Here is a 26,883-nt window from a genome sequence, read left to right as displayed (position 1 = left end):
AAACCGGGGCAATGGCCATGACGCAAGGACCAAAAGCAGGAACTCCGCCGGTCGATGCGCATGCGCGCCGTGATCTTGAGGCGGCCAAGGCTCTTTCACAAGAAGTGCGGGCACAAATTCGGGAATTGATCCCACGCGCACGCACGGCAGCAAGTCGTGCTTACGGGGGTGGGGGCTTCAAACCCCGCCGGATTGACCGCGTTTTGATGCGGGTTTTGACGCTTGCGTTTTTGGTGATTTGGGTGATCCCCGTCGTGGGCGGTGGCGTATATTATGGTTTTCTGGCGGCTGACCAATATGTGACGGAATCGCGTTTTTCGATCAATGGCGGCAGTTCCGGGGTCGACCTCGCTTTGGGTGGGGTCATTGGCGGCACTTCAAGCAGCTATTCCACCTATGCGGCGGAATATATCAAAAGCTCGAACGTGGTCGAAGATATTCGTGATTATGTCGATCTCAAGTCGGTCTTTGGCAAAGTGCAAAATGATCCGATTTCGGGGCTCAAGCCGGAAGCGACGTTGGAAGAAACCGTCGAGTTTTGGCGAAATCAGATCAAGGTGAAAACGGAAAGCCTCAGCGGGCAAGTCACCTTCCAGTTGCGCGCCTTTACGCCTGAAGATTCGCTCGCACTGCATGAGGCCGTGCTGGCGAAAACAGAAGCGAAGATCAACGAAATCTCGGATCGGATGCGGCAGGTGCGCTTGCAAGAGGCAGAGGTTGCAGTGGCACGCGCGCGCACCGCGCTTGAGGCCGCGCTGAAAGATCTTGCCCGGACACGCGAAAAGCATGGGATCTTGGATGTTGAGTTGAGCATTCGCAGCTACGAAGAACTCATTCAAAGCCTGCGTTCGGAACGTGCAAAGCTGGAGCAGCGTCTTGCCGTTTCGAGGATCACCACGCCCAATGCGCCGGAAGTGACAATCCTTGCCTCCCAACTCGATATTCTAAACGGGCAAATCGATGCGCTGAACGCGAAGATGGCCTCGCAAACCTCTGGGGATGCCGAAAGCCTTGCTGCAATCGCAGTCGACATTGGGCTGCGTGAAACCGATGTCACGATCGCGCGCACCGAACTGGTTGCCCGGCTTGCCGATCTGGAAACCGCCACATCGGAACTGGTCGAGCAAGACATGTTCGTTGAGATCAACGTGCGCCCGACGTTGCCGCAAAAGGCGACCTATCCAAAGCGCTGGCAAAGCTGGGCCCTGATCACGGCGGCGGCAACGGTGCTCTATCTGGTGACGATGGGGCTTGGATATCTTGTCAGAGACAACATGGGGTAGGGGCAAATGCAGTTCGCCATAGATGCAGACCACGGCAACAGCATTTTCTTTTGGCTGGTGCCCGATAACCCCGACATGGAAATCCGTGTTTTCGTGGGAAACCCGGAGATTGGCTATCGGGAAATTGCGGCCAACCAGCATCGGCAAGACCTTGTCGATTTGGGCTTTCATGAAAGCGGCTGGGCGGGGTTCCGCATTGATGAAAGCAATTTCCCGGAAATTGCGCAGCTCTCAGAACTGCAAATCATTGATGCAGACAGCCTCGTGCCGATCTATGCGCGCAACCGCGGCGGGCGTTTCCCATCCTCCCGGCTTCTGATCTGGGACTTTTGGGGCTATCCGCATGCGCGAGATATTGCGCCTGTGATGGCCCGGCACGCGCTGAGCTATGAAACGGTGGATGCGCTGCCCAGCGAAACCGTCAACGCGGTGTTGAGCAGCACGCTTTCGACTTCGGTTGCGGCGGCAGGGCGGCTCCCGTGGCGGCGGGTGCGCCCTATGGTCGAGAGCCTGAACTATACCTGCTATGCGCTGATCGGTGATCCTTGTGCCTATCTGGCGCGGCGGTTGGTCGATTTGCAGCGCCCTCTGCGCGATGCCGCGCAAGGCATGTCTCGGTCGGAAAATCTGCGCAAACTGGCCCAAGACCTCGATTTGGGAAGTGATCGTGGCATTTCTGCTTTTCTCAAAGGGCTGATGGATGAAGACCGTCTGGCCCTGCGCAGTCCGATGACACGGGCTTTTGCGCGCGGTGCCGGGGAGGATTGTCGCCGCCAAGACATTGTCTATGCGCTGCAAACGCTGTCGCATTTCGACCTTGTCTGTACAGACAAGACCAAACATCTGTTTTCGGCCTATTTCGCGGCGCCCAAAGCATCGGTGCCCACGGCAGAGCAGATTTCTGAGGCGCAGCCGGAGCAAGAGCTGATCGACCGTTTGCGACGGCTCGGTCCGGTGGATGATTACCTAAATGAAGACATCGCCCTTTACGAGTTTATCTCCGAGGCGATTGCAAAGGCCCAAGCGAAATCAGAAGGACAGCGCAATGCCCAAAGCGCCTGAGATTTCCCCCACCCGCGCGGCGCTCCCAGAGCAAATGCCCGCGACCGCCCCCAGACAGGGGAAGGAAACGCGGCGCTGGCGCTTTTCGCGGCTGATGGGGTTGAGCCTTCTGATCTGCGTAATCCTCCCGACGCTGCTCTTTGCCTATTACACGGTCTTTCATCGCAGCCCGCTTTACATGAGCGAGGCGCGGTTGATGGTGAGTTCTGCGGATAACAGTTCCAATATCTCGGGCGCGGCGTTGAATTCTTTTGTTCGTAAGATCGGCAAAGGGACGAGCCTGCCAAACCATGGTGATGTGTATAGCGCGCGCGATTACATCTTGAGCCGCAACATCATCTACGAAATTGGTGGCAAGGAGAGGTTGATCCAGGTCTTTTCCGGCGCGGAAACAGATGCTTTCTCACGGCTTGATCCGACGGGTTCGATCGAAGATTTCTGGCTTTACTGGCAAGACCGGGTGACGGCCTATGTCGACCCGACATCGGATATTTTGATTGTCCGCGTCCATGCGTTCCAGCCTGAAGATGCCCAGAAGCTTATGGAAGATATCGTCGCTTCCACAGAGAAACTGATCAACGATATGTCTGTGCGTCGGCGTCAGCAGGCGTTGGAAATGGCGCGGGCAAAGGTTGCGGAATCACTTGATGAAGTGGCCCGCACGCGCGCGGAAATGCTCGAGTTGCAGCAAGAGACGGGGGTTATTGACCCGCTCAAGACCGCCGCGCAGATCACAAAACTGATCAGCGAGTTGAAACTGGAGCGGATTGAGCTTGAGATTGATCTCTCGACGCGTGGCTCTTCGGGTCTGCGCAATGACACCCGCAATCAGGAAACCGAATATAAGATTGGGGCGATTTCTCGTCAGATCGAAGATTTGCAAGGTCAGTTGGTGAACGCCGGGCGGGCCGACTCGATGATTTCGGTGCTGCGCCACTATGAGCTTTTGGCACTGAACGAAGAGTTTCAGACCCAGATCTACACGATTGACCGCAACGCCTATGAAAACGCGAAGCGTGCATTGGAAGAGCAGCAAAAATATCTGAGCGTGATCGTTAAAGCGCTACTGCCTGAAAAGCCGATCAACACGAACCCCACGCGTGAGATCATCATGCTGTTCTTTGCGCTCTTAGTGCTTTGGGGGATCGTGACCCTGACCGTCTCGGCCATTCGGGATCGGTAATCCATCTCTCGCAACCGCTCACAAAAAAGCCCGCCCGATCCATGACAGATCGGACGGGCTGCGCCTTGGTGTGGCGGGAAAGGTTTACAAAAGGCCGAGGTGGAAGGCCGCGAGTTGCCAACCCACCAGATGGTGGCCACCATAGGGGCGCGACAGCAGCAGTTTGCGCATCTCTTCCGATTCATCGGCATCCATGAGGTCCGACAAGCGCAGCAAATCCTCAACATTCAGCAGACCGCGATAGACGCCATCGTTTTTGATGATCGGTAGCCCCATCTTCAGCAGGATCGTCGGGTTTTGGTGGATGTGGCTACCCGTCAGGAAGCCATCGCCAAACTCATCCGCCACCATCACGGCAATATCCTCGGCGCGAAGCGCGTCGGTGTTGCCGATATCGGACAGATATTTCGCCAGATCTTCGACACTGCGAATATAGTCCTCATGCGGCTCGCCAGAGGTCATGATCGTATTCTGTTTGCTGCCGTGAACCTGATCAGAGCGGTTCACAAGATAGCGGGTTCTGAATTTTTCGATCACGTTCTTCAACGAGGCGCGCGGCCAAGGGTTGATGTCGGAAGCGCGCACATTGGCGATCGAGAAATCGACCAGTTCCGGGTTGGCGCGCAGCGCGCTGATATAGCGTTCGCCGCTATACAAAGACGTGAATTGATCGGGGCTGCTGACGCAGGCTTTGAGCGTTTTGGAAAGCCGCATCTCGCCACGCTTGATCACGGTCGGGCGGCGATCCGACAGCCGATAGTCTTTCCAATATTGCTGAAACTTCGGATTACGCAGAATCGGATTCGCCATCGTGATGCAGAACGAGCCAAGATGGTGTTCTTCATCATAGTTTTCGGTGCTGCCCAGAACCTCTTTGCCCGAAGAAACCATGTCACGCAGGAACTTTGGCAGGCGCTCCCGCGTAAAGAAGACACTGTCATTCAGCATCAAAACATTGGGGCAGGTTTCGGCCCAGCCGCGCGCAAAAAGGTGCAAAAATCCGTCACGGTAGCTGGCAAAGTCGCGCCCGAAATTGGGTCGCTCGATATAGCAATCAATCAGGCCTTCCACGGCGCTCGGATCGGCAAGCCGCATCGTGTTGACGGCGAGCACATAGAAACCCTCTGCCTGTGCGGCTTGTAGCAGACGCTGAACGTCGGGGCGCAGACTTCCTTTTTCGTAAAGCGCTAAAAGCAGCACATTGCGCCCGTCATAGGCCTTTTCGCATAGAATACGAGGCTTTAGCGACCGGGTCGCATAGCGTTTGCGCTCCGACTGGGCGGTAACGATGATCGAGGCAAGTGGAAGAAAGGACGCTGTGACCAGCCTGTCCAGAATTTTCATCTTTTTCGTCCTCTCAGTGACAAGTTCGGCAAGCAGGCGCAGCACCCCCTGCAGTTGTGCCGCGCAACTTGGTGAACAGTTGGACGATATTGGTTAAGAAAAACCTTAACCGGGTTTACCAATTTGTTTGATCTCGTCAGGGTTGTGTAAAGGGCTGTGCGGGCAGCTTGCCCCTATGCCGAATCACAACAATCGAATTTCAGGAGCTGATGCCATGCAGATTGAAGACACGCCGCTTGCCGGTTTGAAGCTGATCACCCCGCGCCGGTTTGGTGACCATCGGGGGTTTTTCTCAGAAAGTTACTCTGCGCGGGCCTTTGCGGAGCACGGGATCGACACGGTTTTCGTGCAAGACAACCATTCCCTCTCGATGACACCGGGCACGATTCGCGGGTTGCATTTCCAAAACCCTCCGCATGCCCAAGACAAGCTGGTGCGGTGCGGAAAAGGCTGCCTTTTTGATGTGGCGGTCGATATCCGCAAAGGCAGCCCGACCTATGGCAAATGGTTTGGTGCCGAGCTGAGCTTCGAAAACGGTCGGCAACTGTTGGTGCCCAAGGGCTTTGCGCATGGCTTTGTGACCCGCACCCCGGAAACCGAGATCATCTACAAATGCTCAGATTACTACGCGCCGGAAACCGAGGGGGCGTTGATCTGGAATGACCCGGAAATCGGGATCGACTGGGGCATGGGCGATCTGGAGCCGGTGCTTTCCGCCAAGGATGCAGTGGCGGGAACGCTCGCCGCGCTCGACAGCGCTTTTGTCTGGGAGGTGTGACAAAGCGCCACCCAGCGCGCAATTAACCAAGTTAACTTCTTGTTGACCAAACCGGTGCAAAACGGGGTCAAACAGTGAGGAACCAATATGAAGATTTTGGTGACAGGCGGGGCCGGTTTTATTGGCTCTGCGGTGGTGCGTTTGGCGATTGCGCGCGGCCATCAGGTGGTCAATCTTGATGCGCTAACCTATGCCGCCTGCCTTGAGAATCTGGCCTCTGTGGCCGATGCGCCGGGCTATGCGTTTGAGCAAGTTGATATCCGCGATGGTGCGGCTTTGGCGCAGGTCTTTGCCCGCCACAAGCCCGATTGGGTGATGCATTTGGCGGCTGAAAGCCATGTGGACCGCTCGATTGATGGGCCGGGCGTGTTCATTGAGACCAATGTGATGGGCACCTACCAAATGCTGGCCGCCGCGCGGCAGTATTGGGAAGATGAAGGGCGGCCCGAGACCTTCCGCTTCCATCACATCTCGACCGATGAGGTATTTGGCTCCCTGCCAAATGACCCAGAGGTCAAGTTCACCGAAGACACAGCCTATGATCCCCGCAGCCCTTATTCGGCCTCGAAAGCTGGGTCAGATCATCTGGTGCGGGCGTGGCACGAAACCTATGGCTTGCCGGTGGTGCTGACCAATTGTTCCAACAATTACGGGCCGTTCCACTTCCCGGAAAAGCTGATCCCGGTGATCATTCTCAACGCGCTCGCGGGTAAACCGCTGCCGATCTACGGCGATGGTTCCAATATCCGTGATTGGCTTTATGTCGAAGACCATGCCGATGCACTTTTGCTGGTGGTGGAAAAAGGCGCGCTGGGCCGCAGCTACAATATTGGCGGCGAGAACGAGCGCACCAATCTGCAACTTGTCAAAACGCTTTGCGGCATCCTTGATCAAAAACGCCCCAAAGACAGCGGCTCCTACGCCGATCAAATCACCTTCGTGACCGACCGCCCCGGCCATGATGCGCGCTACGCCATCGACCCAAGCCGCATCCGCAATGAGTTGGGCTGGCGGCCCAGCGTCACGGTGGAAGAGGGTCTTGAGAAGACCGTGCAATGGTATCTGGACAATGAACCGTGGTGGCGCGCGTTGCAAAACCGTGCCGGTGTCGGTGAACGTCTGGGCAAGGGGTAAGCGATGCGCATTCTTGTCTTTGGAGAAAGCGGGCAGGTGGCAACGGAATTACGTCACCAAGCCGAGGTCACGGCGCTGGGCCGTGATCTGGCCGATCTGAACGATCCCGACGCTTGCGCCGCCCGTGTCACCGCGATGGATGCCGATGTGGTGATCAACGCGGCCGCTTATACGGCGGTAGATAAGGCTGAAAGCGAAGATGAACTGGCCCATGTGGTCAACGGGCTTGCTCCGGCTGCGATGGCGCGCGCCGCTGCGGCGCGGGGGATTCCGTTCCTTCACATCTCTACCGATTACGTTTTTTCCGGTACGGGCGCCGCGCCCTGGGTGGAAAGTGATCCGGTCGATCCGCCCAATGCCTATGGCCGCTCGAAACTGGCCGGTGAAGAGGGCGTGCGCGCCGCTGGCGGGCGTCATGCGATCTTGCGCACCTCTTGGGTGTTTTCTTCGCATGGGGCGAATTTCGTCAAAACGATGCTGCGGCTCAGCGAAAGCCGCGACACGCTCAATGTCGTTGAAGATCAGATTGGCGGCCCTACCCCCGCCGCCGATATCGCGGCAGCGCTTCTCGCTATGGCCAAGGCGATGCAAGCCGGTCACGCGGGCGGCACCTATCATTTCGGGGGCACGCCCTGGGTGAGTTGGGCAGATTTTGCCCGTGAGATTTTTGCCCAAGCGGGGCGCAAAATGGTGGTCAACGGCATTCCGACAACGGACTATCCCACCCCTGCCGCGCGCCCGTTGAATTCGCGCATGGATTGCACCGCGATCCAAAACGATTTTGGCATATCGGCCCCCGACTGGAAGGCGGGCCTTTCTAAAGTACTGAAAGATTTGGGAGTGTAAGCCATGCAACGCAAAGGCATCATCTTGGCGGGCGGCTCAGGCACGCGGCTTTACCCGATCACCACGGGCGTCTCGAAACAGCTACTGCCGATCTATGACAAGCCGATGGTCTATTATCCGCTTTCGGCGCTGATGCTCTCGGGTATCCGCGAGATTGCAGTGATCACCACGCCGGTTGATCAAGACCAGTTCAAGCGCACCTTGGGCGATGGCAGCCAATGGGGGCTGAGCCTGACTTATATCGCGCAGCCCTCGCCCGATGGGCTGGCACAGGCCTATCTGCTGGCAGAGGAGTTTTTGGCTGGCGCGCCTTCGGCGATGGTTTTGGGCGACAACATCTTTTTTGGCCACGGCCTGCCGAAACTTCTGGCCGAGGCGGATGCGCAAACCGAAGGCGGAACCGTCTTTGGCTATCGCGTGGCCGACCCGGAGCGCTATGGCGTGGTCGATTTTGACGAAGTCGGCAAAGTCAGTGCGATCATTGAAAAGCCGACCGTCCCGCCCTCGAATTACGCGGTGACGGGGCTTTACTTCCTAGATGGCACAGCCCCTGAGCGCGCTCGCAAAGTCACGCCTTCTGCGCGCGGTGAGTTGGAGATCGTCTCTTTGCTTGAGATGTATCTGGCCGAAGGGAAGTTGAAGGTTGGCCAGATGGGCCGCGGCTATGCTTGGCTTGATACCGGCACCCATGCCAGCTTGCTTGATGCGGGGAACTTCGTCCGCACTCTTTCGCAACGCCAAGGCACGCAAATCGGCAGCCCGGATGAGATTGCCTATGAACTTGGCTGGATTGATGCGGATGCGCTGCGCGCCCGCGCCAAGCTCTTTGGCAAGAACGATTACGGCGATTACCTGCTGAAGGTGCTTGAGGGGTAAGGCAATGGAACGCGCCTCGGTCACGATTGTCATGGCGACCTATAACGGGGCCGAGATGCTGCCGATGCAGCTGCAAAGCTTTGCTGCGCAAAGCCTGCGCCCCGCGCGGTTGGTGGTCAGCGATGATGGTTCCCGTGATCAGACGCGCGATCTGGTGCACGATTGGGCCAAGGCCCATCCCGAGATCGAAGTCGCGCTGCGCGACGGGCCAAAACGCGGCGCCGCACAGAACTTTCTGTCGCTGCTGCGGCTTCCGGTCGAGGGCGATTTTCTCTCGATCTCCGATCAAGATGACATCTGGCTTGAGGGGAAGCTTGAAGCCGCGGTGACGGCTTTGCTGCAAATCCCCGCCGAGACGCCCGCGCTTTATTGCGGCCGGACTTGGGAGGTATACGGCGATTTGAATCGGCGCCGCCTGTCACGTGGTGCGCCGCGTGGGCCGAGTTTTGCCCATGCTTTGGTGCAAAATATTGGCGGCGGCAATACGATGGTGCTCAACCGCGCCGGGGCCGAGGCTTTACGCGCGGCGGCGCAGGTCACCGGCGAGATTGTTGTGCACGATTGGTGGATCTATCAGGTGATCACCGGGATCGGCGGTGTGGTGCTGTTTGATGAAGTGCCACATATGCTTTACCGCCAGCATGCGGGCAATGAGATTGGTGCGAACCGTGGTTGGCGCGCGACGATGATGCGCGCGCGTGCCCTTGCATCGGGCCGGTTTTCCGCGTGGTGTGCCTGCAATGTTATGGCGCTACGCCAGATTGAACCGCGGCTCACCCCTGAAAACCGCGCACTTTTGAACAGCTTTGACGCCGCGCGCCGAGCCCCACCCTTGCAAAGTTTGGCTGCGATCCGCCGCGCGGGCCTCTATCGGCAGGGGGTGCGCGGCCAGCTATCGCTTTATGCGGGCGCTTTGATGCAGCGGCTTTAGTTTAAACCCAGTGCCCGACCGCCAGCAGATCGATGGAAAACGCATCGGCGGTGGGATCTGCGCCTTGCCGGATCACTTGCACACCAGATGCGGCTGAGTTCGAGACATCGCCCACCGTCGCGAATGCGCGGCGTCTTGCTAGGCTGTTGCCCGGCGGGGCAACGGCGCGGGCGGTCACGACCGGCGGTGCGATGAAGGGGGCGGGAAAGCTCCAACTGCCTTCCGCGCTGCGAAAGGGATCATCCCAAGTGCCGGTGCCGCTCGCGGTAATAGTGCCCAGCGCCCGGGTGGCAAAGCAAAACTGTGTGCCATCGGCAAGCCGCAGGTAATCGCCATCGGCGGTGGTGCCGCGTTCCAAAACTGCGCCATCGGGCAGGCCACCGTTTTGCGACACGGGGCCCAGAAGGTTGCCGGGGCCATAGCCATAATCGGCCCGCATCAGCCGCCCCGGCGTTGTGTCGCTGGGGGATTGTTGGATTGCCGCGCCGCTCGCCAGCCCCGTGGCGGCCGCAAGGCTCAAAGCGGTGGTCCACCCGCTCCCATCCGCACTCACCTTGATGGCAAAATCATCGCTGCCTGTGGTGCCCATTTCGGCCCGACCACTCCATGAGGTTTGAAACAGCAGGCTGGCGGTATCGCTCGGAAGGGCTTTGTTGATTTTCATCTGATGGCCTGCGCCATCGTGGCTGAAAAGGCTGGCCTGAGCAAAGAGGGTCAAACGGTTCGTTGTATCGGCGCTGGCGTTGATCCCAACGCCGGCCAGATTGTCGAAGCTTTGTGCGGGTGGCGCCCAATGGCTGCCATCAAAGACCACGAGCGCCGCGTCTGACAGATCGCGGGCAGACCACCCCGGCTGCGGCGTGGCAAAGATCCAGCCATTCTCGGTATAAAGCGCCACCGCATGCGCATGCCCCGCCCAAGCAGCGGTGGGGGCCGATCCGATGATGTAGCGGTCCCCCGGAGCGGGTGTTGCGGGTGGGGTGTTCTGGTTCCGGTTCAGAACGGCAAGCTGCACCACCGCATCCAACAAGATCAGCGCCTCGTTATGGGTGACGTGCTTTTGCGCTTGTGAGGGCAGGATGTGAGGCAGCCCCAGCAGTGGGGTTTGATCGGCCATGTGACTCTCCGCAGGTGAAGGATTTGCCTCACCCTTCCGCTGCGAAGATGAAAATCGGCCAAGTGCCGCGCGCGCCGCTCAAGCGGAACGCGCAACACTTTTGCGGTTTAGGCAAACAGGAACCAACCCGCTTCTAGGTCCGGGGCGGTGTAGCCATTGAGGGTGAGGCTATCGCCCGCGCCGAAGTCGAGGAGTGTTGACCCCGAAATTGTGCTGGCATAGCTCATCAGATCGGTGAAGTCTGTCACAGCGGAAAGCCCTGTCAGATCAATAAGATCGCCCGCTGCTGCCAAGAAATCGGCAATCACATCCGCACCATCACCGGTGGCAAAGACAAAGTGATCCGCCCCGCTTTCACCATAGAGCGTATCATTGCCCGCCCCACCAACGAGCGTGTCATTATCTGCGCCGGCCAAAAGCAGATCATTATCGGCCCCACCATACATCAGGTCGTCGCCTGCTTCGCCGGCCATGAAATCTCCGCCATCCCCGCCATAAAGCGTGTCATCGCCGGTGGCTGCAAAAAGCTGGTCATTGCCCGCGCCGCCATCAAGGACATCGGCGCCGTCGCCCGCTTCCAGCCGGTCATCCCCCGCCTCGCCCCAAAGCGTATCATTGCCATCTTCGCCGCGGATCGTGTCATTCTCGGTGCCGCCCAAGAGCATGTCATTATCCGCGCCGCCGTAGATGTCATCATCCCCGGCTTCCCCGGCGATGAAGTCGCCGCCTTCGCCGCCAAACATCACATCATTGCCGCTGGCACCAAAAAGCTGGTCATTGCCGAGCCCGCCGAACAGGAAATCGGCGCCATCGCCCGATTCCAGGCGATCATCGCCCGTCTCGCCCCAGAGCGTGTCGTTGCCGTCGTCGCCGCGCAGGGTGTCACTTTCGGAGCCGCCTAGCAGCAGGTCATTGCCGAGCCCGCCGTAAAGATCATCATCCCCGGCTTCCCCTGCGAGGAAGTCATCGCCATCCTCACCACGCAATGTGTCGTTGCCGGTCGAGGCAAAAAGCTGGTCATTGCCCGCGCCACCACCCAAGAAGTCAGCGCCATCGCCCGCTTCAAGCCGGTCGTCGCCGTCCTCGCCCCAAAGCGTATCATTGCCTGCATCGCCACGGATCGTGTCGTTTTCGGTGCCGCCCAACATCAGGTCATTGCCAAGCCCGCCGAACAGATCATCATCCCCCGCTTCGCCAGCAAGGAAATCATCGCCATCCTCGCCGGACAGCGTGTCATTGCCCGTGGCCCCAAAGAGCACATCATTGCCCACGCCGCCGAACAGGAAATCGGCGCCATCGCCCGCTTCCAGCCGGTCGTCGCCGTCTTCGCCCCAAAGCGTGTCATTGCCGTCTTCACCGCGGAGCGTGTCATTTTCGGAGCCGCCAAACAGGGAATCGTTGCCAAGTCCGCCAAAAAGCTCGTCGGCCCCAGTTTCGCCCGCCAGAAAATCGTCACCGTCTCCGGCCTCTAGGCGATCATCCCCGTCTTGGCCCCAAAGCGCATCATTGCCGCCTTCGCCACGCAGGGTATCATTGCCAAGCCCGCCATCCAGCCGGTTGGCCAAGCTATTGCCAGTAATCGTGTTGGCAAGCGCATTGCCTCGCCCGTCAACGGCGCTTCCGGTCAAGGTCAGGTCTTCCACAAAACCGGTGCCGACGCTCGCAGCAAGCGAGAAGCTGACACTGCTGAAGATCGTATCATTGCCACCCGCATCACTTAGATCGACGGTGCTGACGGTTTCCAAAACCACGTCGGCAGCGTTATCCACCATGTAGAAGTCATTGCCTGCGCCGCCCAAAAGCAGGTCTGCCCCGGCACCGCCCGCTAGCGTGTCATCGCCGTCACCGCCATCGAGCGTGTCATCGCCGCCATTACCGGCCAAACGGTTCGCAGCGGCATTGCCGATGATGAAATCGTTGCCCTCGCCGGTGATGCCATCTTCAATCACCGTGTCGCGCGCGATCGCCAGATTGCCGACAAGCCCTGCGATATTCGAGAAGCTTTCGGCCAGCAGGCTCAGCACCTGATCTGCGGTCGAGTAAGAGACATCAATCGTATCAAGACCACCGCCGTCATAAATCGTCAGCGCGACGGGGTTGCCCCCATAAAGATCGCTGCTCGTGCCCGGCACCAGCGCGTCAAAAAGCGGGCTGAGATACCCTGCCGAGCTTGCGCCCGCACCATAATAGGTATCGCCTGCAAACAGTGTCGAGGCGCCATAGATCGATTGGATTGCAATGACATCAGCCAGCATCGCGCTGACCACCCCGGCATAGGAAGCCGAGGTCGTGTAGTTATCTGTCTGGCTGAAATAGGACATGACCGATAGCTGCCAGCTATCATTGCCGAAGGTGGCGTCATTGGGGAAGCTGGCGGTGCCGTCGTAATTGCCCATATGGCCAAGGCCCAACGCGTGGCCCAGTTCGTGCACATAGGTTTGGAAGCTATAGCTATCGAGCGTGGTGCCATAGCTTGTGAGCCAAGCCGACGAGATATTCACCACCGATTGCACAATATCGCTGCCCGACGTGGTGAGAGAGGTGAAGGCCCCCGATTGGCTATCGTCAAAGACAATATCCGCAGTGCCAGTGGCAGCGCTGAACTGCACATCTGCCACGGCCTCCCAAGCGGCCATCGCCCAAAGCGCAAGCTGTTGCCCCTCGGCGCTCAAGCCTTGCAGATCATAGGTGATGACATTGGAGCCGCTGGTATCAAAGGAGCGGGCAGAACTGCCAAGGTCGCTCCAATAGCCGTTCACAAGATAATCGGCCATCTCATCTAGGCTGCCATCGGCGGGCAAGCTGGGCGCGGCGGTCTGCACCACGTTCAGCGTGTAGCTGCCAGTGAGCATGTCAAAGGCATCTTGTGCCTGAATGTAGTAATAGCCGCTGGAGGTCGCGGTATGGGTGATCACCGCGCCATCGCCATCATCATCGTCATAGGCGAGCGTCTGCCCATCGCTGTTGAGCAAGGAAACGAAGGGATCGGCCAAGGTGCCGCCTGTCAGTGTGATCTGATAGCTCGCACCTGCATCCATCCAAAGCCGCACCGCGTCCTGATCGCCCGCGCTAGAAATCGCCCCGGAAAAGCTATCGCCCACTTGGATCGTATAGCTGGTGGCTGTGCCCGCGGCGGCATCGGTCGTCTCGGCGAGTGCAGCCTGCACCGTGGTGGTTTCAAAAGCGCAAGCTTCCGAATCCCGTTCAATCATTTGGCACATGTCGCACATAAAGCGATCCCCCACTCAGAACAGGAAGGAGACGGTCACGCCAAACAGCGCCCAAAGTCAGACGCGAGGTCAAACAAGGGCGCGGAGGCATTCGCTGGCGTCAAACGGGCGCCACACTGCCGTCTTTCCTTCCGATCAAGATGGCCGAAGGCGGCCACGGAAGAAGAGACTGCACCCGGCTCATGCCTGCGACAATCCAGATAATCCTTAGAATTTATTAGGAAATACTTTGTTCACCATGCGTGCATTCACTTGCTGAAGCAAGCGGCCCGCCCATCGGCACGGATCGTGGCAGCGCCATCTGCAATGGCTGTGGCGCGGTTGGAGACAAAGCGCGAGGGTTTTGCCGCAGAACGTCCTTTGGGATCAGGCAAAATTGCCGCGAGCAGTGCCGCTTGGCGCGGTGTCAGCTTGTCTGGTGTGGTGCGGAAGTAATGGAAAGCGGCAGCATTCACGCCAAACACGCCCTCGCCAAATTCAGCGACATTTAGATAGATTTCCAAGATCCGCCGCTTGGTCCAGATCGCTTCTACCGCCGGGGTGAGCAGTGCTTCCATCGCTTTGCGTGCCCAACTGCGGCCCTGCCACAGGAAAACGTTCTTCACCACCTGCTGCGACAGTGTCGAGGCGCCGCGGTTGGCCCCTGAGTCGATCGCTTGCCGGATCGCCCCCATGTCAAAGCCCCAGTGGTTGCAGAAATTGGCATCTTCCGCAGCCACCACAGACCGCAGCATCACCGGGGCGATGTCTTCTGCATCGGTCCATTCTTGGTCAACACCGCCAAGGCGGCGGCTTTCGCTCCACATCGTGTAGGTCGTGGGCGGGTTCAGAAAGTCATAGACGACGATCAGGGCCAGATAGGCCGCCAAGATCCCGAAGGCGAGCCGCACGGCCCAGCCAATTGCAAGCCGCCACAGCCCGGTGATCTTGCTGCGCAAGCCGATGCTGGTCTTTTTCTGTGGTGATTTTTTCTTGCTTCGCCCCATGCCGCCATAAGCCATGCCGGGCGCGGGCTGGTCAAGCTTTTGCCCGGCCCCCGCGCGCCTTGGCCACGGGGCAAAACAAAAGGGCGGCGCTTTGCAGCACCGCCCCTCATCATACTTTGCGGGCCTTACTCGGCCGGAACCGCTTTCGGCTCATCCGACAGCGGGAAGGGCAGGTGCATCAGCATTTCTTTCGGGCAGACCTGCAAGAAGTTCTTCTTCTCGGTCTCCCAATCGGTCAGCAGCGCCAGGCCTTTGGCCGAGCCGGTTTCTTTCACATGCCGCTCGATCAGGCCTTTGAGTTGAGCTTCCCAATGCGGATGGGTCACGGCGCAGGTCACTAGGCTTTCGAGGTTCATGTAATCTTCGGCCACGCTGTCGGGGTCGTAAAGATAAGCCATGCCCCCGGTCATCCCGGCGCCAAAGTTGGCGCCGATGCTGCCCAAGATCACCGCAACGCCGCCGGTCATATATTCACAACCGTTCGAGCCGCAGCCTTCGACCACAACCTTGGCACCCGAGTTCCGCACCGCGAAACGTTCGCCCGCGCGGCCCGCCGCAAACAAGAAGCCATCCGTGGCGCCATAAAGCACGGTGTTCCCGACAATCGTGTTCTCGGCCGCAACCAGCGGGCTGGCCATCGGCGGGCGCACCACGATGGTGCCGCCCGAGAGGCCCTTGCCCACATAGTCGTTGGCATCGCCCGAGACTTCGATCTTCAGACCCGGAGCCGCGAACGCGCCCAGCGATTGCCCGCAAGACCCCGTCAGCTTCACCGTCAGATGGTCGGGCTGCAGCGCGTTGCGCATCCCGAAGTTTTTGACGATGTGGCTCGAGGCGCGCGTGCCGATGGTGCGCAGCGTGTTGCGCACCGCGTAGCTGAGCTGCATCTTTTCGCCGTCTTCGAAGAAGCGGTGACCATCTTTGATGATTTCCGCATCCAGCGTATCGGGCACGTAGTTGCGCGGTTTGGAGCGGTCGTAGACGATTTTGTCCCAGCCATCAACGGTGATCAGCAGCGGGTTCAGGTCAAGGTCGTCCAAGTGGGCCGAGCCACGCGAGACTTGGGTGAGCAGGTCGGCCCGGCCGATGATTTCATCGAGCGAGCGCGCCCCGATCGAGGCCATGATCTCGCGCACTTCTTGCGCATAGAAGGTGATCAGGTTCACGACCTTATCTGCGGTGCCGGTGAATTTGGCGCGCAGTTTCGGGTCTTGCGTACACACGCCCACCGGGCAGGTGTTCGACTGGCACTGACGCACCATGATGCAGCCCATCGCGATCAGCGCCGCGGTGCCGATGCCGTATTCCTCAGCACCCATCATCGCGGCCATGACAATGTCACGCCCCGTGCGCAGGCCACCATCGGTGCGCAGCGTCACCCGCTCGCGCAGGTTGTTCATCGCCAGCACCTGATGCGCCTCGGTCAGGCCCATCTCCCACGGCAGACCGGCATATTTCACCGAAGTCGCGGGCGAGGCCCCGGTACCACCATTGTGGCCCGAGATCAGGATGATATCGGCTTTCGCCTTCGCCACACCGGCGGCAATCGTGCCAACGCCCGAGGAGGCCACGAGCTTCACCGTCACCTTGGCGCGCGGGTTGATCTGCTTGAGGTCGTAGATCAGCTGCGCGAGGTCTTCGATCGAGTAAATATCGTGGTGCGGCGGCGGCGAGATCAGCGTCACGCCTTTGGTCGAGTGCCGCAGACGTGCGATGAGTTCCGTCACTTTCATGCCCGGAAGCTGGCCACCCTCACCGGGTTTCGCACCTTGGGCGACCTTAATCTCCAGCTCTTCACAGGCGTTGAGGTATTCGGCGGTCACGCCAAAGCGCCCCGAAGCCACCTGTTTCACCTTCGCCGAGGGGTTGTCCCCGTTCGGTTCGGGCACGAAATGCGCCGGATCTTCGCCGCCTTCGCCGCTGTCAGATTTCGCACCGATGCGGTTCATCGCGACGTTGAGCAGCTTGTGCGCTTCGGGCGACAGCGCACCCAGCGACATGCCGGGGGTGACGAAGCGTTTGCGGATCGCGGTGATGCTTTCCACTTCTTCGATCGGCACCGGTTTGCCCAAAGGCTTGATGTCGAGCATGTCACGAATGTGGATCGGCGGGTTTGCCCGCATCATCGCGGAATATTGCTTCCACATATCATAGCTGGAGCGGTCACAGGCCGCTTGCAGCATATGCATCGACTGCGCGCCCCAAGCGTGCGTCTCGCCGGTTTTGCGGGCTTTGTAGAAGCCGCCAATCGGCAGAACGTCTTGGCCGCCAAGCCAGCCTTTGGCGTGGACTTCTTCAAGTTTCCGCTGAATGCCGTAAAGGCCCATGCCCGAAATGCGGCTTTGCATGCCGGGGAAGTATTCGGCCACCATCGCACGCGACAGGCCCACCGCTTCAAAGTTCAGACCACCGCGATAGGACGAGATGATCGAGATCCCCATCTTCGACATGATCTTCAGAAGGCCCGCGTCAATCGCATCGCGATAGCGGCGCAGGTTGTCTTCCAGCGAGCCATCCAGCAGGCCACGCTCGATCCGGTCGGCAATGCTGTCTTGCGCCAGATAGGCGTTCACCGTCGTGGCGCCCGCACCGATCAGCACGGCGAAGTAGTGGCTATCAACGCATTCGGCCGAGCGGATGTTGATCGAGGTGAAGGTGCGCAGGCCCTTTTTCGTCAGCCACGAATGCACCGCCGAGGTCGCCAAGATCATCGGCATCGCGACTTTATCGGTGCCTTGGTGCTCGTCGGTCAGCACTAGGTGCGACGCGCCCGAGCGCACGGCATCTTCGGCCTCGGCGCGGATACGCTCCAACCCGGCGCGCAGGGCATCTTGGCCCGCGCCTGCCGCAAAGGTGCAGTCAATCGCCGTCACCGTGGTGCCAAAAGCTTTCATCATCTCGCCGAATTCGGCATTGGCGACGAAGGGGCTTTCAAGGCTCCAGATTTCCGTCTGGGTCGCGTTTTCTTCCAACACGTTCTTGAGGTTGCCAAAGCGCGTTTTGAGCGACATCACGCGGCTTTCGCGCAAGCTGTCGATCGGCGGGTTGGTGACCTGGCTGAAGTTCTGCCGGAAGAAATGGCTCAGCGGGCGGTATTGCTTCGAAAGCACTGCGGGCGGCGTGTCATCGCCCATCGAGGCCACGGCTTCTTTGCCGTCTTCCGCCATCGGCGAAAGGATATTTTCCAACTCCTCAACCGAGTAGCCCGCCGCAATCTGGCGTTTGCGCAGGTCCGCGCCAGTGTGCAGCGCTTTTTCCGGCACGTCGCGCAAGATCGCGTTCAGTTCCACCACTTTGCCGACCCATTCGCCGAAGGGTTGGCTGTTGGCGAGACGGTCTTTGATATCGCGGTCGTGGTAGAGTTTGCCTTCGCGCATATCGACGGCGATCATTTGGCCCGGGCCAAGCGCCCCTTTTTCCCGCACGGTCATTTCGTCAACCGGCACCATGCCCGCCTCAGACCCGGCAATCAGCATGCCGTCGCCCGTCACCACATAGCGCATCGGGCGCAGGCCGTTGCGGTCAAGGCCACCGCAGACCCAGCGGCCATCGGTCATCGCCAGCGCGGCGGGGCCGTCCCACGGCTCCATCACCGCGTTGCAATAGGCATACATGTCTTGCCACGCTTGCGGCATGTCGGAGGCCGACTTCGACCACGCTTCCGGCACCAACATGGTTTTTGTCATCGGCGCCGAACGGCCCGAGCGCACCATCAGTTCAAAGACCGCGTCGAAGGCGCCCGAGTCCGAGGCCCCCGCCGGGATGATCGGCTTGATGTCTTCGGCGGCATCGCCAAAGGCATTGGAGGCCATGCGGATCTCGTGGCTTTTCATCCAATTGATGTTGCCCTTGATCGTGTTGATCTCACCGTTGTGGGCCAACATGCGGAAGGGCTGCGCCAGCCACCATTGCGGGAAGGTGTTGGTCGAATAGCGCTGGTGATAGATCGCGAAAGCCGAGGTGAAGCGCTCGTCTTTCAGATCGGGGTAGAATTCGGCCACTTGCTCGGCGAGCATCATGCCTTTGTAGATGATCGAGCGGCACGACAGCGAGCAGATATAAAGCCCGTTGATCTGCGCGGTGACGGCGGCTTTCTCGATCCGACGGCGGATGATGTAGAGTTCGCGTTCAAACTGCTCGTCGTCGATGTCTTTTTCGCAGCGGATCAGGATTTGCTCGATTTCCGGGCGGGTGGCATTGGCCTTCTCGCCCAGCACCGAGGTGTTCACCGGAACGTGGCGCCAGCCATAGATATAATGGCCCATGCGCAGCACTTCGGTTTCGACGATCGTGCGGCAGGCTTCTTGCGCGCCAAAATCGGTGCGCGGCAGGAAGACTTGGCCAACGGCGACCAGCTTTTCGCGGTCCGGCTCATGGCCGGTGCGGCGGATTTGGTCGTAGAAATAGGGGGCCGGGATTTGCACATGGATGCCCGCGCCGTCGCCGGTTTTGCCATCGGCATCCACGGCGCCGCGGTGCCAGATCGCTTTCAGCGCATCAATGCCCGAGGCCACAACCTTACGGCTCGCTTTGCCATCCAGCGCCACCACAAGGCCGACGCCGCAAGAGGAATGTTCGTCTTCGCTTTTGTAAAGCGAATGCTCGTCCATCCACTTGCGCTTGGCTTCCTCAGCGGCAACCCAGGCTTCATCGTAGTTCATCATCTCACTACCTCCTTCGAGGGATGGTCAAGCAGGGGCGACAGATCGGTTAGCATCATGTCGCAATCATATTCGGGGGTGGCGGCGGCAAATCCAGCCTCGCCGGGGAAGGCAAAACTGACCGGTGTGTCATTGCTGGACGAGCGGTCGCCATAGCTGTTTTGATAATCTTCGGTGGCCCCGAAGAAGACGCGCATTTTGCGGCTGATCAGCTGCATGCCCTTACGGGTGGCTTGGTAATTGCCCTGATCATCTTCGATCCGCATTTCAAAGCGGCAATATTCGAGCGGAACGCCATCAACGTTGGTGGCTTCCCCGGTCAGTTCATCAAGTCCAATGAAACGTTGCGCTTCGCCAGTGTTGGAGCGGGTGACGAAATCATACTCGTCTCGCCCCTCGGACAGCAGCGCCGAGAAAGAGGCGTTGTCGGCAGAGCCTTCCGCATCAAGCAGTTCCAACTCGCCCGAGTAAAGCGAGACGCTTTCCACCCAGCGGGTTTCCGCGTCGATATGGCTGAGGAAATATTCCCCCTCGCCATCGGCAAAGGAAATCCACTGATCGCCAGCAGGATCGCCCGCACAGGTGTAATAGTTTGCCACCTGACACGAGCGCATCTGCACCGTCATATTGAGCGTACAGCCCGAGGGCGGGGTGAACACCGTTCCGGCATGTGCAACCGGGGCCGCGAAAAGCGCCCCGATCCCTGCCAGAATGGTCCAATGCCGCAGCATGGCTCTACCCCTTGTGAAATATTGCCCGGGCGCTTGTGGCGCACCGGCTGTGATCATTCCGCCGCGACGCGCTCTGCGCCATCAAGGAAACGGATGATCTGCTCGCCCGCTTCGCGGCCATCGCGGATCGCCCAAACCACGAGCGAGGCACCGCGCACGATATCGCCGACTGCGTAAACGCCGGGCAGGCTGGTCGCATGGGTGCCAAAGCCCGCTTTGATCGTGCCCCAACGGGTCGTTTCAAGCTCTTCGGTGCCCCATTGCTCGGGCAGGTTTTCGGGTTCAAAGCCAAGCGCGGTGATCACCAGATCGGCTTCTTCCTCGTAAATGCCGCCCTCGATCGGTTCGGGGCTTTGACGGCCCGAGGCATCAGGCGCGCCAAGACGCATTTTCTGCACTGTGACCGAAGACACCGGGTTGCCAGAGAAGCCCTTGGGCGCAGAAAGCCAAACGAATTCGGCGCCTTCTTCCTCGGCATTGGTCACTTCGCGTTGGCTGCCCGGCATGTTCGCGCGGTCACGACGGTAGAGACATTTCACCGAGGTGGCACCTTGGCGAATGGCCGTGCGCACGCAGTCCATCGCCGTATCGCCGCCACCGATCACCAGCACCCGTTTGCCTTCGGCGTTGAGCGTGCCGTCTTCAAACTCGGCGACTTCGTCGCCAAAGCTTTTGCGGTTCGAGGCGGTCAGGTAATCAATCGCGCGCACGATCCCTTTGGCGTCGCAGCCCGGATCGGTCAGCGCGCGGGTTTTGTAAACGCCGGTCGCGATCAGCACCGCATCATGTTTGCCGCGGATCGCATCAAAGGAAATGTCGGTGCCGACATTGCAGCTCAGCACAAATTCCACGCCGCCGTCTTCGAGCTGTTTCACGCGGTTCATCACCACGTCTTTTTCCAGTTTGAAGCCCGGGATGCCGTAGGTCAGCAGCCCGCCCGCGCGGTCATTGCGGTCGTAAACGGTCACTTGCACACCGGCGCGGCGAAGCACATCAGCGGCTGCAAGGCCACCCGGGCCGCCGCCGATGATGCCAACCGATTCCGTGCGGTCGATCGCCGGTTTGATCGGCTTGACCCAACCACGATCCCAAGCGGTATCGGTGATGTATTTCTCGATCGCGCCGATCGTCACCGTGCCATGGCCGGATTGTTCGATCACGCAATTGCCTTCGCACAGACGGTCTTGCGGGCAGATGCGGCCGCAGATTTCCGGGAAGGTGTTGGTGGCTTGGCTGACCTCATAAGCCTCGGCCAAGCGGCCCTCGGCGGTCAGGCGCAGCCAGTCGGGGATGTTGTTGTGCAGCGGGCAGTTCGAATGGCAATAGGGCACGCCGCATTGGCTGCAGCGGCTCGCCTGTTCGGTGGCCTTTTGATCCGCGAATTCGCGGTAGATCTCATCGAAGTCGTGCGAACGCACGGCGGCATCGCGCTTCTCGGGCGTCTCTTTCGCCGTGCCGACGAATTTCAGCATGCGTTGCTTTGCCATGGTTCCACCTCCCATTGGGGTACATCCGGGTTCGCCCTCTTACACCTGGATCAATCAAATTGAAAGTCAGCATGTGTGACCTAAATGTGGGAAAATGGCAGTGCGACCTGCGGCAATGAGCCGAAAACCCGGAAAAATAAGGAAGCAATGCTTACCTATTCGCGATTTTCCCCAGATTTTAGGAGTGATTCGCGGTCAATGAACGACGCCTGCGGCCACCAAGGCCAGCAGCGCCCCCCCGAAGACGATACGATACCACGCGAAGATCGTGAATCGATGCGTCCGAATGTAGCCCAAGAGCCATTTCACCGCGACGAAGGCTGTGACCGTGGAAACCGCGAAGGCGATCCCGAGTGCGGTCCAGTCTTCATGTGCGGACTCGCCGCCCAATTGTTTGAGCAGTTCATAGGCGGTGGCCGCATACATCGTGGGGATGCCCACCAAGAACGCAAACTCAGTCGCTGCCGCACGGTTTGTGGTGCCCAAGAGCATGGCAATGAAGATCGTCGAGGCAGAGCGTGACGTGCCCGGAAACACCCCGGCGATTATCTGCGCCACGCCAACCGCAATCGCGACCTTCATGGTGATGACAGCGCAATCGGCTTTGCGTTCCGCCAAACGCTCGGCCACGATCATCCAGACCCCGCCCAGCACCAGCGCGATCGCCACCGGCATCACGGTTTCGGGCAGTTCAAAGCCAAGTTTTTTGACCACGAGGCCCAGCACGGCGGTGATGCCAAAGGCGACGCCAAGCTTGATCATGTAATCGCGGTTCTCGGCATCGCCGAGCCCGGTAAAAAGCCCAACGATCCGGCGCCAATAAATCAGCGTCACGGCAAGGATCGCGCCCGCCTGAATCGCGATGTTATAGGTATCGGACCGCGCGCCGAGCCAGTTCTCGGCCAAAAGCAAGTGCCCAGTGGAAGAGATCGGAAGAAATTCCGTGATCCCTTCGATCACACCCAGAACGACGTCGGCCCAATATGACATGGCTTAGCTATGCTTGCGCAGGTTTTTGGCCGAGGCTTGGATCGCTTCATATTGCCCATGCGGGCGGAAGCGCCACAAGTAGTCCGGCAGCACCGCGCCCATCGGCGTTGGCGTGATGCCCAGATCCGCAAAGCTCTTGGCGTTCTTGCTCACAACATTATTGCGATAAAGGTTCTTGAGTTGATCCGTGGTCAGGATGCGGTTGGTGATCAACCCGCCGGTGAGCCATTGCACCGTGTCGCCCGCCGTTGCGACCGCTTTCGAGACCGCGCCGGGCAGGCTGATGATCAGGTTCTTGCGCCCAACCACGGCGAGCATCCGCTTCATCAGCTTTTCAAAGGTTTCCACATCCGGGCCACCCAGTTCATAAGTGCCTTGGGCTTGCCCGAGCACGCCCATCACCGCGGCTTTCGCCACGTCGTCCACATAAACGGGTTGGAATTTCGTCTCGCCGGCGGTGATCGGCAGCACCGGGCCCAGCTTGGTCATCGCCGCAAAGCGGTTGAAGAAATCATCCTCCGGCCCGAAAATCACCGAAGGCCGCAAGATCAGCGCAGTCGGGAAGGCTTTCAGCACCGCCTGTTCGCCCCAGCCCTTGGTGCGGGAATATTTGCTGTCTGAGTCGGTATCGGCGCCAATGGCCGAGATCTGCACCAGCCGCTCAACGCCCATTTCCGCCGCGATCGTGGCAATGCGCTCGGCCCCTTCGGCTTGCACCGCCGAGAAGGTGTTGCGCCCCTCGTTGACCAAAATGCCAACGCAGTTCACCACCGCATCCGCGCCTTGCATCGCCGCGCGCACCGAGGCGCTGTCACGCACATTGCAAAAGAAGGGCTCGACTTGGCCAACCGCGCCATAGGGTTTGACGAAAAGCGCCTCGTTCGGGCGGCGCACCGCCACGCGCACGCGCCAGCCCTCTTTTGCCATCCGCCGGGCGATATAGCGCCCCACGAACCCCGAACCGCCATAGATCGTGACAAGCTTGGACATCGCCTCGGCCCCTTGATTGCATACCGTTGTATCCAGATTTAGCCGCAACCCCCTCTCCAAACAAGTCAGAAGGCGGTTGAGTCATCTGGTTGAATTATTTCTTTCACCCCCCGTTGACAGCCCCCGCAGCTACGGATACATCGCCCCCCAGACACCTGCCCAGGTGGCGGAATTGGTAGACGCGCACGGTTCAGGTCCGTGTGCCGCAAGGCGTGGAGGTTCGAGTCCTCTTCTGGGCACCATTTACCCCCTACCAAGGGTAAATATGCAAACAACTTCATAAGGTTGCTGTCCTTCAAGGTCCACATTAGGGTCCACGGAAGGTACACACCTATGGGGTTGTTTTTGTCTTTGAAGTACATCAGCGAGCTTGCGCCGGGGCGATATGAATTCCGCCGACGCATTCCAGAATCGGCCAAAGCCGTCCTTGGTCAGGCCGAGTTCAAGCGCGTGTTCTCCGCCGCAAGCCCTAGCGCCATTGCTCGCGAACATGCGCGTATCATGGGGGAATTCAATCGTCTGGTTGCTTCGGCGAAAACGGGCGGTGTTGCTGGGGCGAAGACCCCGAGGGAAGCCGCAGAGGCGCATCTGAGGCGGGCAGCGGAGTTGCTGAGCGGTGTCTCTGGTGCGCGAGACGATGATGAACGGCGTGAGATTCTCGCCGATGCGCTGATTGAAAGTGGTGCAGACGCTGGCCTGTATCGCGCCGTTGTCTTGCCTGACGCGCCGTTGCCCGGTCACACTCTCGAAGATGCCCGAAAGCTCTACGTCAAAGAGAAGCTCAACGGCGGCGAGGGTGTCGATGAACAAAAGGCGGCGGCACGGGTCGAGCGCGTCTTTGCGCGTGTCCGCAAGGCCCTAGGCAAGCGGGCGGAGACCTGCACCCTCGAAGATCTAAAGCGAGAAGACGCCCGCAAGGTGCGTGACCATATGCTTGCCAGCCCAAAGCAGGGTGGCGGTACTCTCTCGGCGGCGTCGGTGCGGCGGGAACTGAACATCCTTTCCGCTATCGTCAGCTACGGCATCAAGGAATTCGATCTTCGCGGCAAGGTGAGCAATCCATTCGAGGGATTGGAGATTCGCAAAAGCCAAGGCGCAGCCCCCGAAAGCGAGGCCGACAAGCGCGACCCCCTGCCTGCGTCGGTTGTTGCGGCGATGCATGGCAGACTCACCGACGAACCCGATTTGATATGGCGGCTGCTTGTCGGGACGGGATGCCGCCTCGCCGAGGTCGTCGGCCTTCGGGTCGAAGACATTGTTCTTGCTGATGATCTGCCCTTTGTTCGGGTCGCTTGGCATGAAGAGCGGCGCTTGAAGACCTCTGCGTCTATCCGGGTCGTGCCGCTTGTCGGCGATGCATTGGAAGCCGCTACGGACGCCGTTCGGTTGCCCCGCAAGGTAAGATGGTCTTTGAGCGTTATGCGCGCCCACGCGGCGTGGATGCCGCCTCACAGAACCTCATGAAGCACCTGCGCAAGGTCACCAGAAACCCGCGTCACGTTTTGCATTCGCTGCGACACAACATGAAAGATGATCTGCGGCGCGCCGGGGCCGAGAAGGTCGTGCAAGACCTCATCCTTGGGCACGCTTCAAGCTCGGTTGGGGAACGCTATGGCGGTGAAGCCGCGCGCCTTGAGGTAGCCCATAGGGCGATGAAAGCGGCGCTTAGTCTGCGCGTGGATGCCGTAGGCAGGGTGACCAAGGCTTCGACAGGCGAGAGCGTATAGCGCCGTGGGGTGTCCAAATTGGCTATGTCAGGGTGGACAGGCGCGCCCTCTCTCGGTGAATTGCCGCATACGTTCTCGAATTGATTGAGTGCGCTTTATTTGCATCTAAAGCCGACAAATTCAGCAGGCAATGAAGGTCAGTACCACTTCCATTGAGCTTGCTCCCAGCGTGGTCGTCCCCGAAGCACCCCTTCCACTGCCTCCTGAATTGTCAATTTGCGCGCTTCTTGTGTGTATCCCAAGCGCAGCAGCGGCTGTGCTGGGTAAGAAGCCTTATCTTCAAGAAGCAAGCCCAGAACCATCAGTTCCTCAGATTCGGACAATAGCTCGCCATGCTTTTTATACCAATCCATGTTGTCGTAGGCGAGCGCCTTAGCTAGGCGGCTCGCAACAGGATGCTCGGAGACGACCCAACAGCAGGCCACCGACGAATGCCGATACCTTTCAGTTCTCAAGCGAAAGTCGGCGAGGTGCTGGCTCGATAGCTGCACTTCAAAAGCTGTTTTCTGTCCAGTTGGGAGCGTGACGAGAACATCCGCTATCCACTCCGCACCGTCAGGCGAGCGTCCCGCTGCCTCAATTTGGCTGTCGAAGCCTAGTGTTCGTGCGGCCTTGAGAATATCGATCTTGAGTCTGGTGTGGGCATAACTTTCTGGTTTTGGCTTTACCCCTGTGTAGCCAGGGTAATGAGCGAAGAAACGCAATCCCTTGATCGAAGTCTTGGGTATCGCGGGCCATTGGGAACGGGGCATCAATAAGGCTCCAAGGGGGGCTGTACGGAGCGTTTCCCACGTCTCGTCGGTTAATGAAAATGCTTCGATCAACGCACCAGTTTCGGCGCTGAATGCTATCTGGCTCACATGTCATCCCCTTGCCACGCTACGAACACTATCAAAATAGATGCGCAAAGTCAGCATGGCGGGTAGTTCAACTCGGTAAACATCCCGCCGCAAAAATCTGTGACAGCAAGATGGATATCTACTGCTCGCGCCTGTCCCCCGGTAGGGGTGGGGTGACCCTGGCCGAGGCGATCAAAGCCTTGCTCTAGGGCGGCGGCGGTCGCCGTGATCATCGCCCAGCTCGTCAGCGTCCCCGCTTGGTCATCCTTTGGGGCGCCTCTCCCTGCCCAGCGCATAGGTGACCGCTAGGCTATACCGTAGCGTACATCTCAGAAATGCCCGAAAGGGCTGTCCGTAAGGGTTGACTTTGGCTTTCGTACAGGCCCTCTATCGGTCAATACCTTTCCGTACAGCCCGAGGCCACCATGTCCCGCACCATTCTTTACGCCCGTGTCTCCACCGAGGACCAGAACAGCAGCAACCAATTGGCCCAGGCCGAGGCCGCGGGCTTCACCTTCGACAAGGTGGTGGTCGATCACGGCGTCTCCGGTGTCTCGGTGCCGCTGGCGGAACGCCCCGAGGGCAAGCGCCTTTTCGACATGTTACACCGGGGCGATGTGCTGGTGGTGCGCTGGGTCGACAGGCTGGGGCGGAACTATCAGGACGTCACCGACGTCATCCGCCACTT

The 26,883-nt window shown here is 59.4% G+C and carries 21 protein-coding genes and 1 tRNA gene; 12 read left to right on the top strand and 10 right to left on the bottom strand.

Going from position 1 to position 26,883, the window contains the following annotated elements; genetic code table 11:
• Positions 1 to 17 precede the first annotated feature (17 nt).
• The 3 genes from BW967_RS06690 to BW967_RS06680 are packed head-to-tail and all read left to right on the top strand — an operon-like array spanning position 18 to position 3,528.
• Positions 18 to 1,283 carry a KpsE/RkpR family capsule polysaccharide export protein gene (locus BW967_RS06690; protein WP_139327808.1) on the top strand — a complete coding sequence of 422 codons (1,266 nt, stop codon included), beginning with the start codon at positions 18 to 20 and terminating at the stop codon, positions 1,281 to 1,283.
• Between the two features lie 6 nt (positions 1,284 to 1,289).
• Entirely contained in the window at positions 1,290 to 2,345 is a 1,056-nt protein-coding gene (locus tag BW967_RS06685; RefSeq protein WP_076484296.1) for a hypothetical protein, read from the top strand.
• Positions 2,329 to 3,528, top strand: coding sequence for a KpsE/RkpR family capsule polysaccharide export protein (locus tag BW967_RS06680; RefSeq protein WP_076484295.1), 1,200 nt, complete (start codon positions 2,329 to 2,331; stop codon positions 3,526 to 3,528). The genes BW967_RS06685 and BW967_RS06680 overlap by 17 nt, the downstream gene beginning before the upstream one ends.
• 84 nt (positions 3,529 to 3,612) lie before the next feature.
• Here BW967_RS06680 and BW967_RS06675 read toward each other — a convergent pair whose 3' ends face one another.
• Positions 3,613 to 4,872, bottom strand: coding sequence for a rhamnan synthesis F family protein (locus BW967_RS06675; RefSeq protein ID WP_108188618.1), 1,260 nt, complete (start codon positions 4,870 to 4,872; stop codon positions 3,613 to 3,615).
• Positions 4,873 to 5,086: 214 nt separating this feature from the next.
• On the opposite strand from BW967_RS06675, the gene rfbC reads away from it, so the two are divergent.
• The 5 genes from rfbC to BW967_RS06650 all read left to right on the top strand — a co-directional run bounded on the left by rfbC (position 5,087) and on the right by BW967_RS06650 (position 9,437).
• On the top strand, positions 5,087 to 5,650 hold the full coding sequence (gene rfbC / locus BW967_RS06670) for a dTDP-4-dehydrorhamnose 3,5-epimerase (RefSeq protein ID WP_076484293.1): 564 nt from the start codon (positions 5,087 to 5,089) through the stop codon (positions 5,648 to 5,650).
• 87 nt (positions 5,651 to 5,737) lie between these two features.
• The gene (gene rfbB / locus BW967_RS06665; protein ID WP_076484292.1) at positions 5,738 to 6,784 is read left to right on the top strand and encodes a dTDP-glucose 4,6-dehydratase; all 1,047 of its coding nucleotides are present in this window, start codon (positions 5,738 to 5,740) and stop codon (positions 6,782 to 6,784) included.
• Positions 6,785 to 6,787: 3 nt separating this feature from the next.
• On the top strand, positions 6,788 to 7,630 hold the full coding sequence (rfbD, locus tag BW967_RS06660; RefSeq protein WP_076484291.1) for a dTDP-4-dehydrorhamnose reductase: 843 nt from the start codon (positions 6,788 to 6,790) through the stop codon (positions 7,628 to 7,630).
• 3 nt (positions 7,631 to 7,633) lie between these two features.
• Positions 7,634 to 8,506, top strand: coding sequence for a glucose-1-phosphate thymidylyltransferase RfbA (gene rfbA / locus BW967_RS06655; protein WP_076484290.1), 873 nt, complete (start codon positions 7,634 to 7,636; stop codon positions 8,504 to 8,506).
• 4 nt (positions 8,507 to 8,510) lie between these two features.
• Positions 8,511 to 9,437: a glycosyltransferase family 2 protein gene (locus BW967_RS06650; protein WP_076484289.1), complete on the top strand. Its 927-nt coding sequence runs from the start codon at positions 8,511 to 8,513 to the stop codon at positions 9,435 to 9,437.
• 1 nt (position 9,438) lies between these two features.
• On the opposite strand, the gene BW967_RS06645 is transcribed toward BW967_RS06650, so the two are convergent.
• From BW967_RS06645 to BW967_RS06610, 8 genes are all read right to left on the bottom strand, one after another.
• Positions 9,439 to 10,554: a DUF2793 domain-containing protein gene (locus tag BW967_RS06645; protein WP_076484288.1), complete on the bottom strand. Its 1,116-nt coding sequence runs from the start codon at positions 10,552 to 10,554 to the stop codon at positions 9,439 to 9,441.
• Between the two features lie 107 nt (positions 10,555 to 10,661).
• On the bottom strand, positions 10,662 to 13,766 hold the full coding sequence (locus BW967_RS06640; protein WP_175610424.1) for a M10 family metallopeptidase: 3,105 nt from the start codon (positions 13,764 to 13,766) through the stop codon (positions 10,662 to 10,664).
• A 266-nt stretch (positions 13,767 to 14,032) separates the two neighbouring features.
• Positions 14,033 to 14,770 (bottom strand): monofunctional biosynthetic peptidoglycan transglycosylase, encoded by a 738-nt coding sequence (gene mtgA, locus BW967_RS06635; protein WP_076484521.1) that lies wholly within the window; start codon positions 14,768 to 14,770, stop codon positions 14,033 to 14,035.
• 125 nt (positions 14,771 to 14,895) lie between these two features.
• A complete protein-coding gene (gltB, locus tag BW967_RS06630; RefSeq protein ID WP_076484286.1) occupies positions 14,896 to 19,434 on the bottom strand; it encodes a glutamate synthase large subunit in 4,539 nt (1,512 codons plus the stop codon).
• Positions 19,431 to 20,162 carry a hypothetical protein gene (locus BW967_RS06625; RefSeq protein WP_076484285.1) on the bottom strand — a complete coding sequence of 244 codons (732 nt, stop codon included), beginning with the start codon at positions 20,160 to 20,162 and terminating at the stop codon, positions 19,431 to 19,433. The genes gltB and BW967_RS06625 overlap by 4 nt, the downstream gene beginning before the upstream one ends.
• 53 nt (positions 20,163 to 20,215) lie before the next feature.
• Positions 20,216 to 21,649, bottom strand: coding sequence for an NAD(P)-dependent oxidoreductase (locus BW967_RS06620; protein WP_076484284.1), 1,434 nt, complete (start codon positions 21,647 to 21,649; stop codon positions 20,216 to 20,218).
• 195 nt (positions 21,650 to 21,844) lie between these two features.
• On the bottom strand, positions 21,845 to 22,639 hold the full coding sequence (locus tag BW967_RS06615) for an undecaprenyl-diphosphate phosphatase (protein WP_076484283.1): 795 nt from the start codon (positions 22,637 to 22,639) through the stop codon (positions 21,845 to 21,847).
• Positions 22,640 to 22,642: 3 nt separating this feature from the next.
• A complete protein-coding gene (locus tag BW967_RS06610; RefSeq protein WP_076484282.1) occupies positions 22,643 to 23,629 on the bottom strand; it encodes a complex I NDUFA9 subunit family protein in 987 nt (328 codons plus the stop codon).
• Positions 23,630 to 23,786: 157 nt separating this feature from the next.
• Here BW967_RS06610 and BW967_RS06605 point away from each other — a divergent pair.
• The 3 genes from BW967_RS06605 (at position 23,787) to BW967_RS06595 (ending at position 25,356) form a co-directional block, all read left to right on the top strand.
• Positions 23,787 to 23,871, top strand: a tRNA-Leu gene (locus BW967_RS06605).
• A 91-nt stretch (positions 23,872 to 23,962) separates the two neighbouring features.
• Complete coding sequence (locus BW967_RS06600) at positions 23,963 to 25,093, top strand: tyrosine-type recombinase/integrase (protein ID WP_076484281.1); 1,131 nt, start codon at positions 23,963 to 23,965, stop codon at positions 25,091 to 25,093.
• 59 nt (positions 25,094 to 25,152) lie between these two features.
• Positions 25,153 to 25,356: a hypothetical protein gene (locus tag BW967_RS06595; protein ID WP_139327807.1), complete on the top strand. Its 204-nt coding sequence runs from the start codon at positions 25,153 to 25,155 to the stop codon at positions 25,354 to 25,356.
• 137 nt (positions 25,357 to 25,493) lie between these two features.
• On the opposite strand, the gene BW967_RS06590 is transcribed toward BW967_RS06595, so the two are convergent.
• Positions 25,494 to 26,216: a competence protein CoiA family protein gene (locus tag BW967_RS06590; RefSeq protein ID WP_076484279.1), complete on the bottom strand. Its 723-nt coding sequence runs from the start codon at positions 26,214 to 26,216 to the stop codon at positions 25,494 to 25,496.
• Positions 26,217 to 26,620: 404 nt separating this feature from the next.
• Between BW967_RS06590 and BW967_RS06585 the strand changes: the two genes are divergently transcribed.
• The coding region (locus BW967_RS06585) for a recombinase family protein (RefSeq protein ID WP_139327806.1) at positions 26,621 to 26,883 on the top strand (263 nt) is incomplete at its 3' end.

The organism is Rhodobacter aestuarii (assembly GCF_900156655.1).
GTDB classification, from domain to species: domain Bacteria; phylum Pseudomonadota; class Alphaproteobacteria; order Rhodobacterales; family Rhodobacteraceae; genus Rhodobacter; species Rhodobacter aestuarii.
The sequence above is the reverse complement of the archived record's forward strand: the minus strand, read 5'-3'. Positions and strand labels throughout refer to the sequence as shown.

What these genes read in the sequence shown, in the direction of transcription:
- BW967_RS06690 (WP_139327808.1), top strand. Translation starts at nt 18, where the DNA reads ATGACGCAAGGACCAAAAGCAGGAACTCCGCCGGTCGATGCGCATGCG.
- BW967_RS06685 (WP_076484296.1), top strand. Translation starts at nt 1,290, where the DNA reads ATGCAGTTCGCCATAGATGCAGACCACGGCAACAGCATTTTCTTTTGG.
- BW967_RS06680 (WP_076484295.1), top strand. Translation starts at nt 2,329, where the DNA reads ATGCCCAAAGCGCCTGAGATTTCCCCCACCCGCGCGGCGCTCCCAGAG.
- BW967_RS06675 (WP_108188618.1), bottom strand. Translation starts at nt 4,872, where the DNA reads ATGAAAATTCTGGACAGGCTGGTCACAGCGTCCTTTCTTCCACTTGCC.
- rfbC (WP_076484293.1), top strand. Translation starts at nt 5,087, where the DNA reads ATGCAGATTGAAGACACGCCGCTTGCCGGTTTGAAGCTGATCACCCCG.
- rfbB (WP_076484292.1), top strand. Translation starts at nt 5,738, where the DNA reads ATGAAGATTTTGGTGACAGGCGGGGCCGGTTTTATTGGCTCTGCGGTG.
- rfbD (WP_076484291.1), top strand. Translation starts at nt 6,788, where the DNA reads ATGCGCATTCTTGTCTTTGGAGAAAGCGGGCAGGTGGCAACGGAATTA.
- rfbA (WP_076484290.1), top strand. Translation starts at nt 7,634, where the DNA reads ATGCAACGCAAAGGCATCATCTTGGCGGGCGGCTCAGGCACGCGGCTT.
- BW967_RS06650 (WP_076484289.1), top strand. Translation starts at nt 8,511, where the DNA reads ATGGAACGCGCCTCGGTCACGATTGTCATGGCGACCTATAACGGGGCC.
- BW967_RS06645 (WP_076484288.1), bottom strand. Translation starts at nt 10,554, where the DNA reads ATGGCCGATCAAACCCCACTGCTGGGGCTGCCTCACATCCTGCCCTCA.
- BW967_RS06640 (WP_175610424.1), bottom strand. Translation starts at nt 13,766, where the DNA reads ATGATTGAACGGGATTCGGAAGCTTGCGCTTTTGAAACCACCACGGTG.
- mtgA (WP_076484521.1), bottom strand. Translation starts at nt 14,770, where the DNA reads ATGGGGCGAAGCAAGAAAAAATCACCACAGAAAAAGACCAGCATCGGC.
- gltB (WP_076484286.1), bottom strand. Translation starts at nt 19,434, where the DNA reads ATGATGAACTACGATGAAGCCTGGGTTGCCGCTGAGGAAGCCAAGCGC.
- BW967_RS06625 (WP_076484285.1), bottom strand. Translation starts at nt 20,162, where the DNA reads ATGCTGCGGCATTGGACCATTCTGGCAGGGATCGGGGCGCTTTTCGCG.
- BW967_RS06620 (WP_076484284.1), bottom strand. Translation starts at nt 21,649, where the DNA reads ATGGCAAAGCAACGCATGCTGAAATTCGTCGGCACGGCGAAAGAGACG.
- BW967_RS06615 (WP_076484283.1), bottom strand. Translation starts at nt 22,639, where the DNA reads ATGTCATATTGGGCCGACGTCGTTCTGGGTGTGATCGAAGGGATCACG.
- BW967_RS06610 (WP_076484282.1), bottom strand. Translation starts at nt 23,629, where the DNA reads ATGTCCAAGCTTGTCACGATCTATGGCGGTTCGGGGTTCGTGGGGCGC.
- BW967_RS06600 (WP_076484281.1), top strand. Translation starts at nt 23,963, where the DNA reads ATGGGGTTGTTTTTGTCTTTGAAGTACATCAGCGAGCTTGCGCCGGGG.
- BW967_RS06595 (WP_139327807.1), top strand. Translation starts at nt 25,153, where the DNA reads ATGAAAGATGATCTGCGGCGCGCCGGGGCCGAGAAGGTCGTGCAAGAC.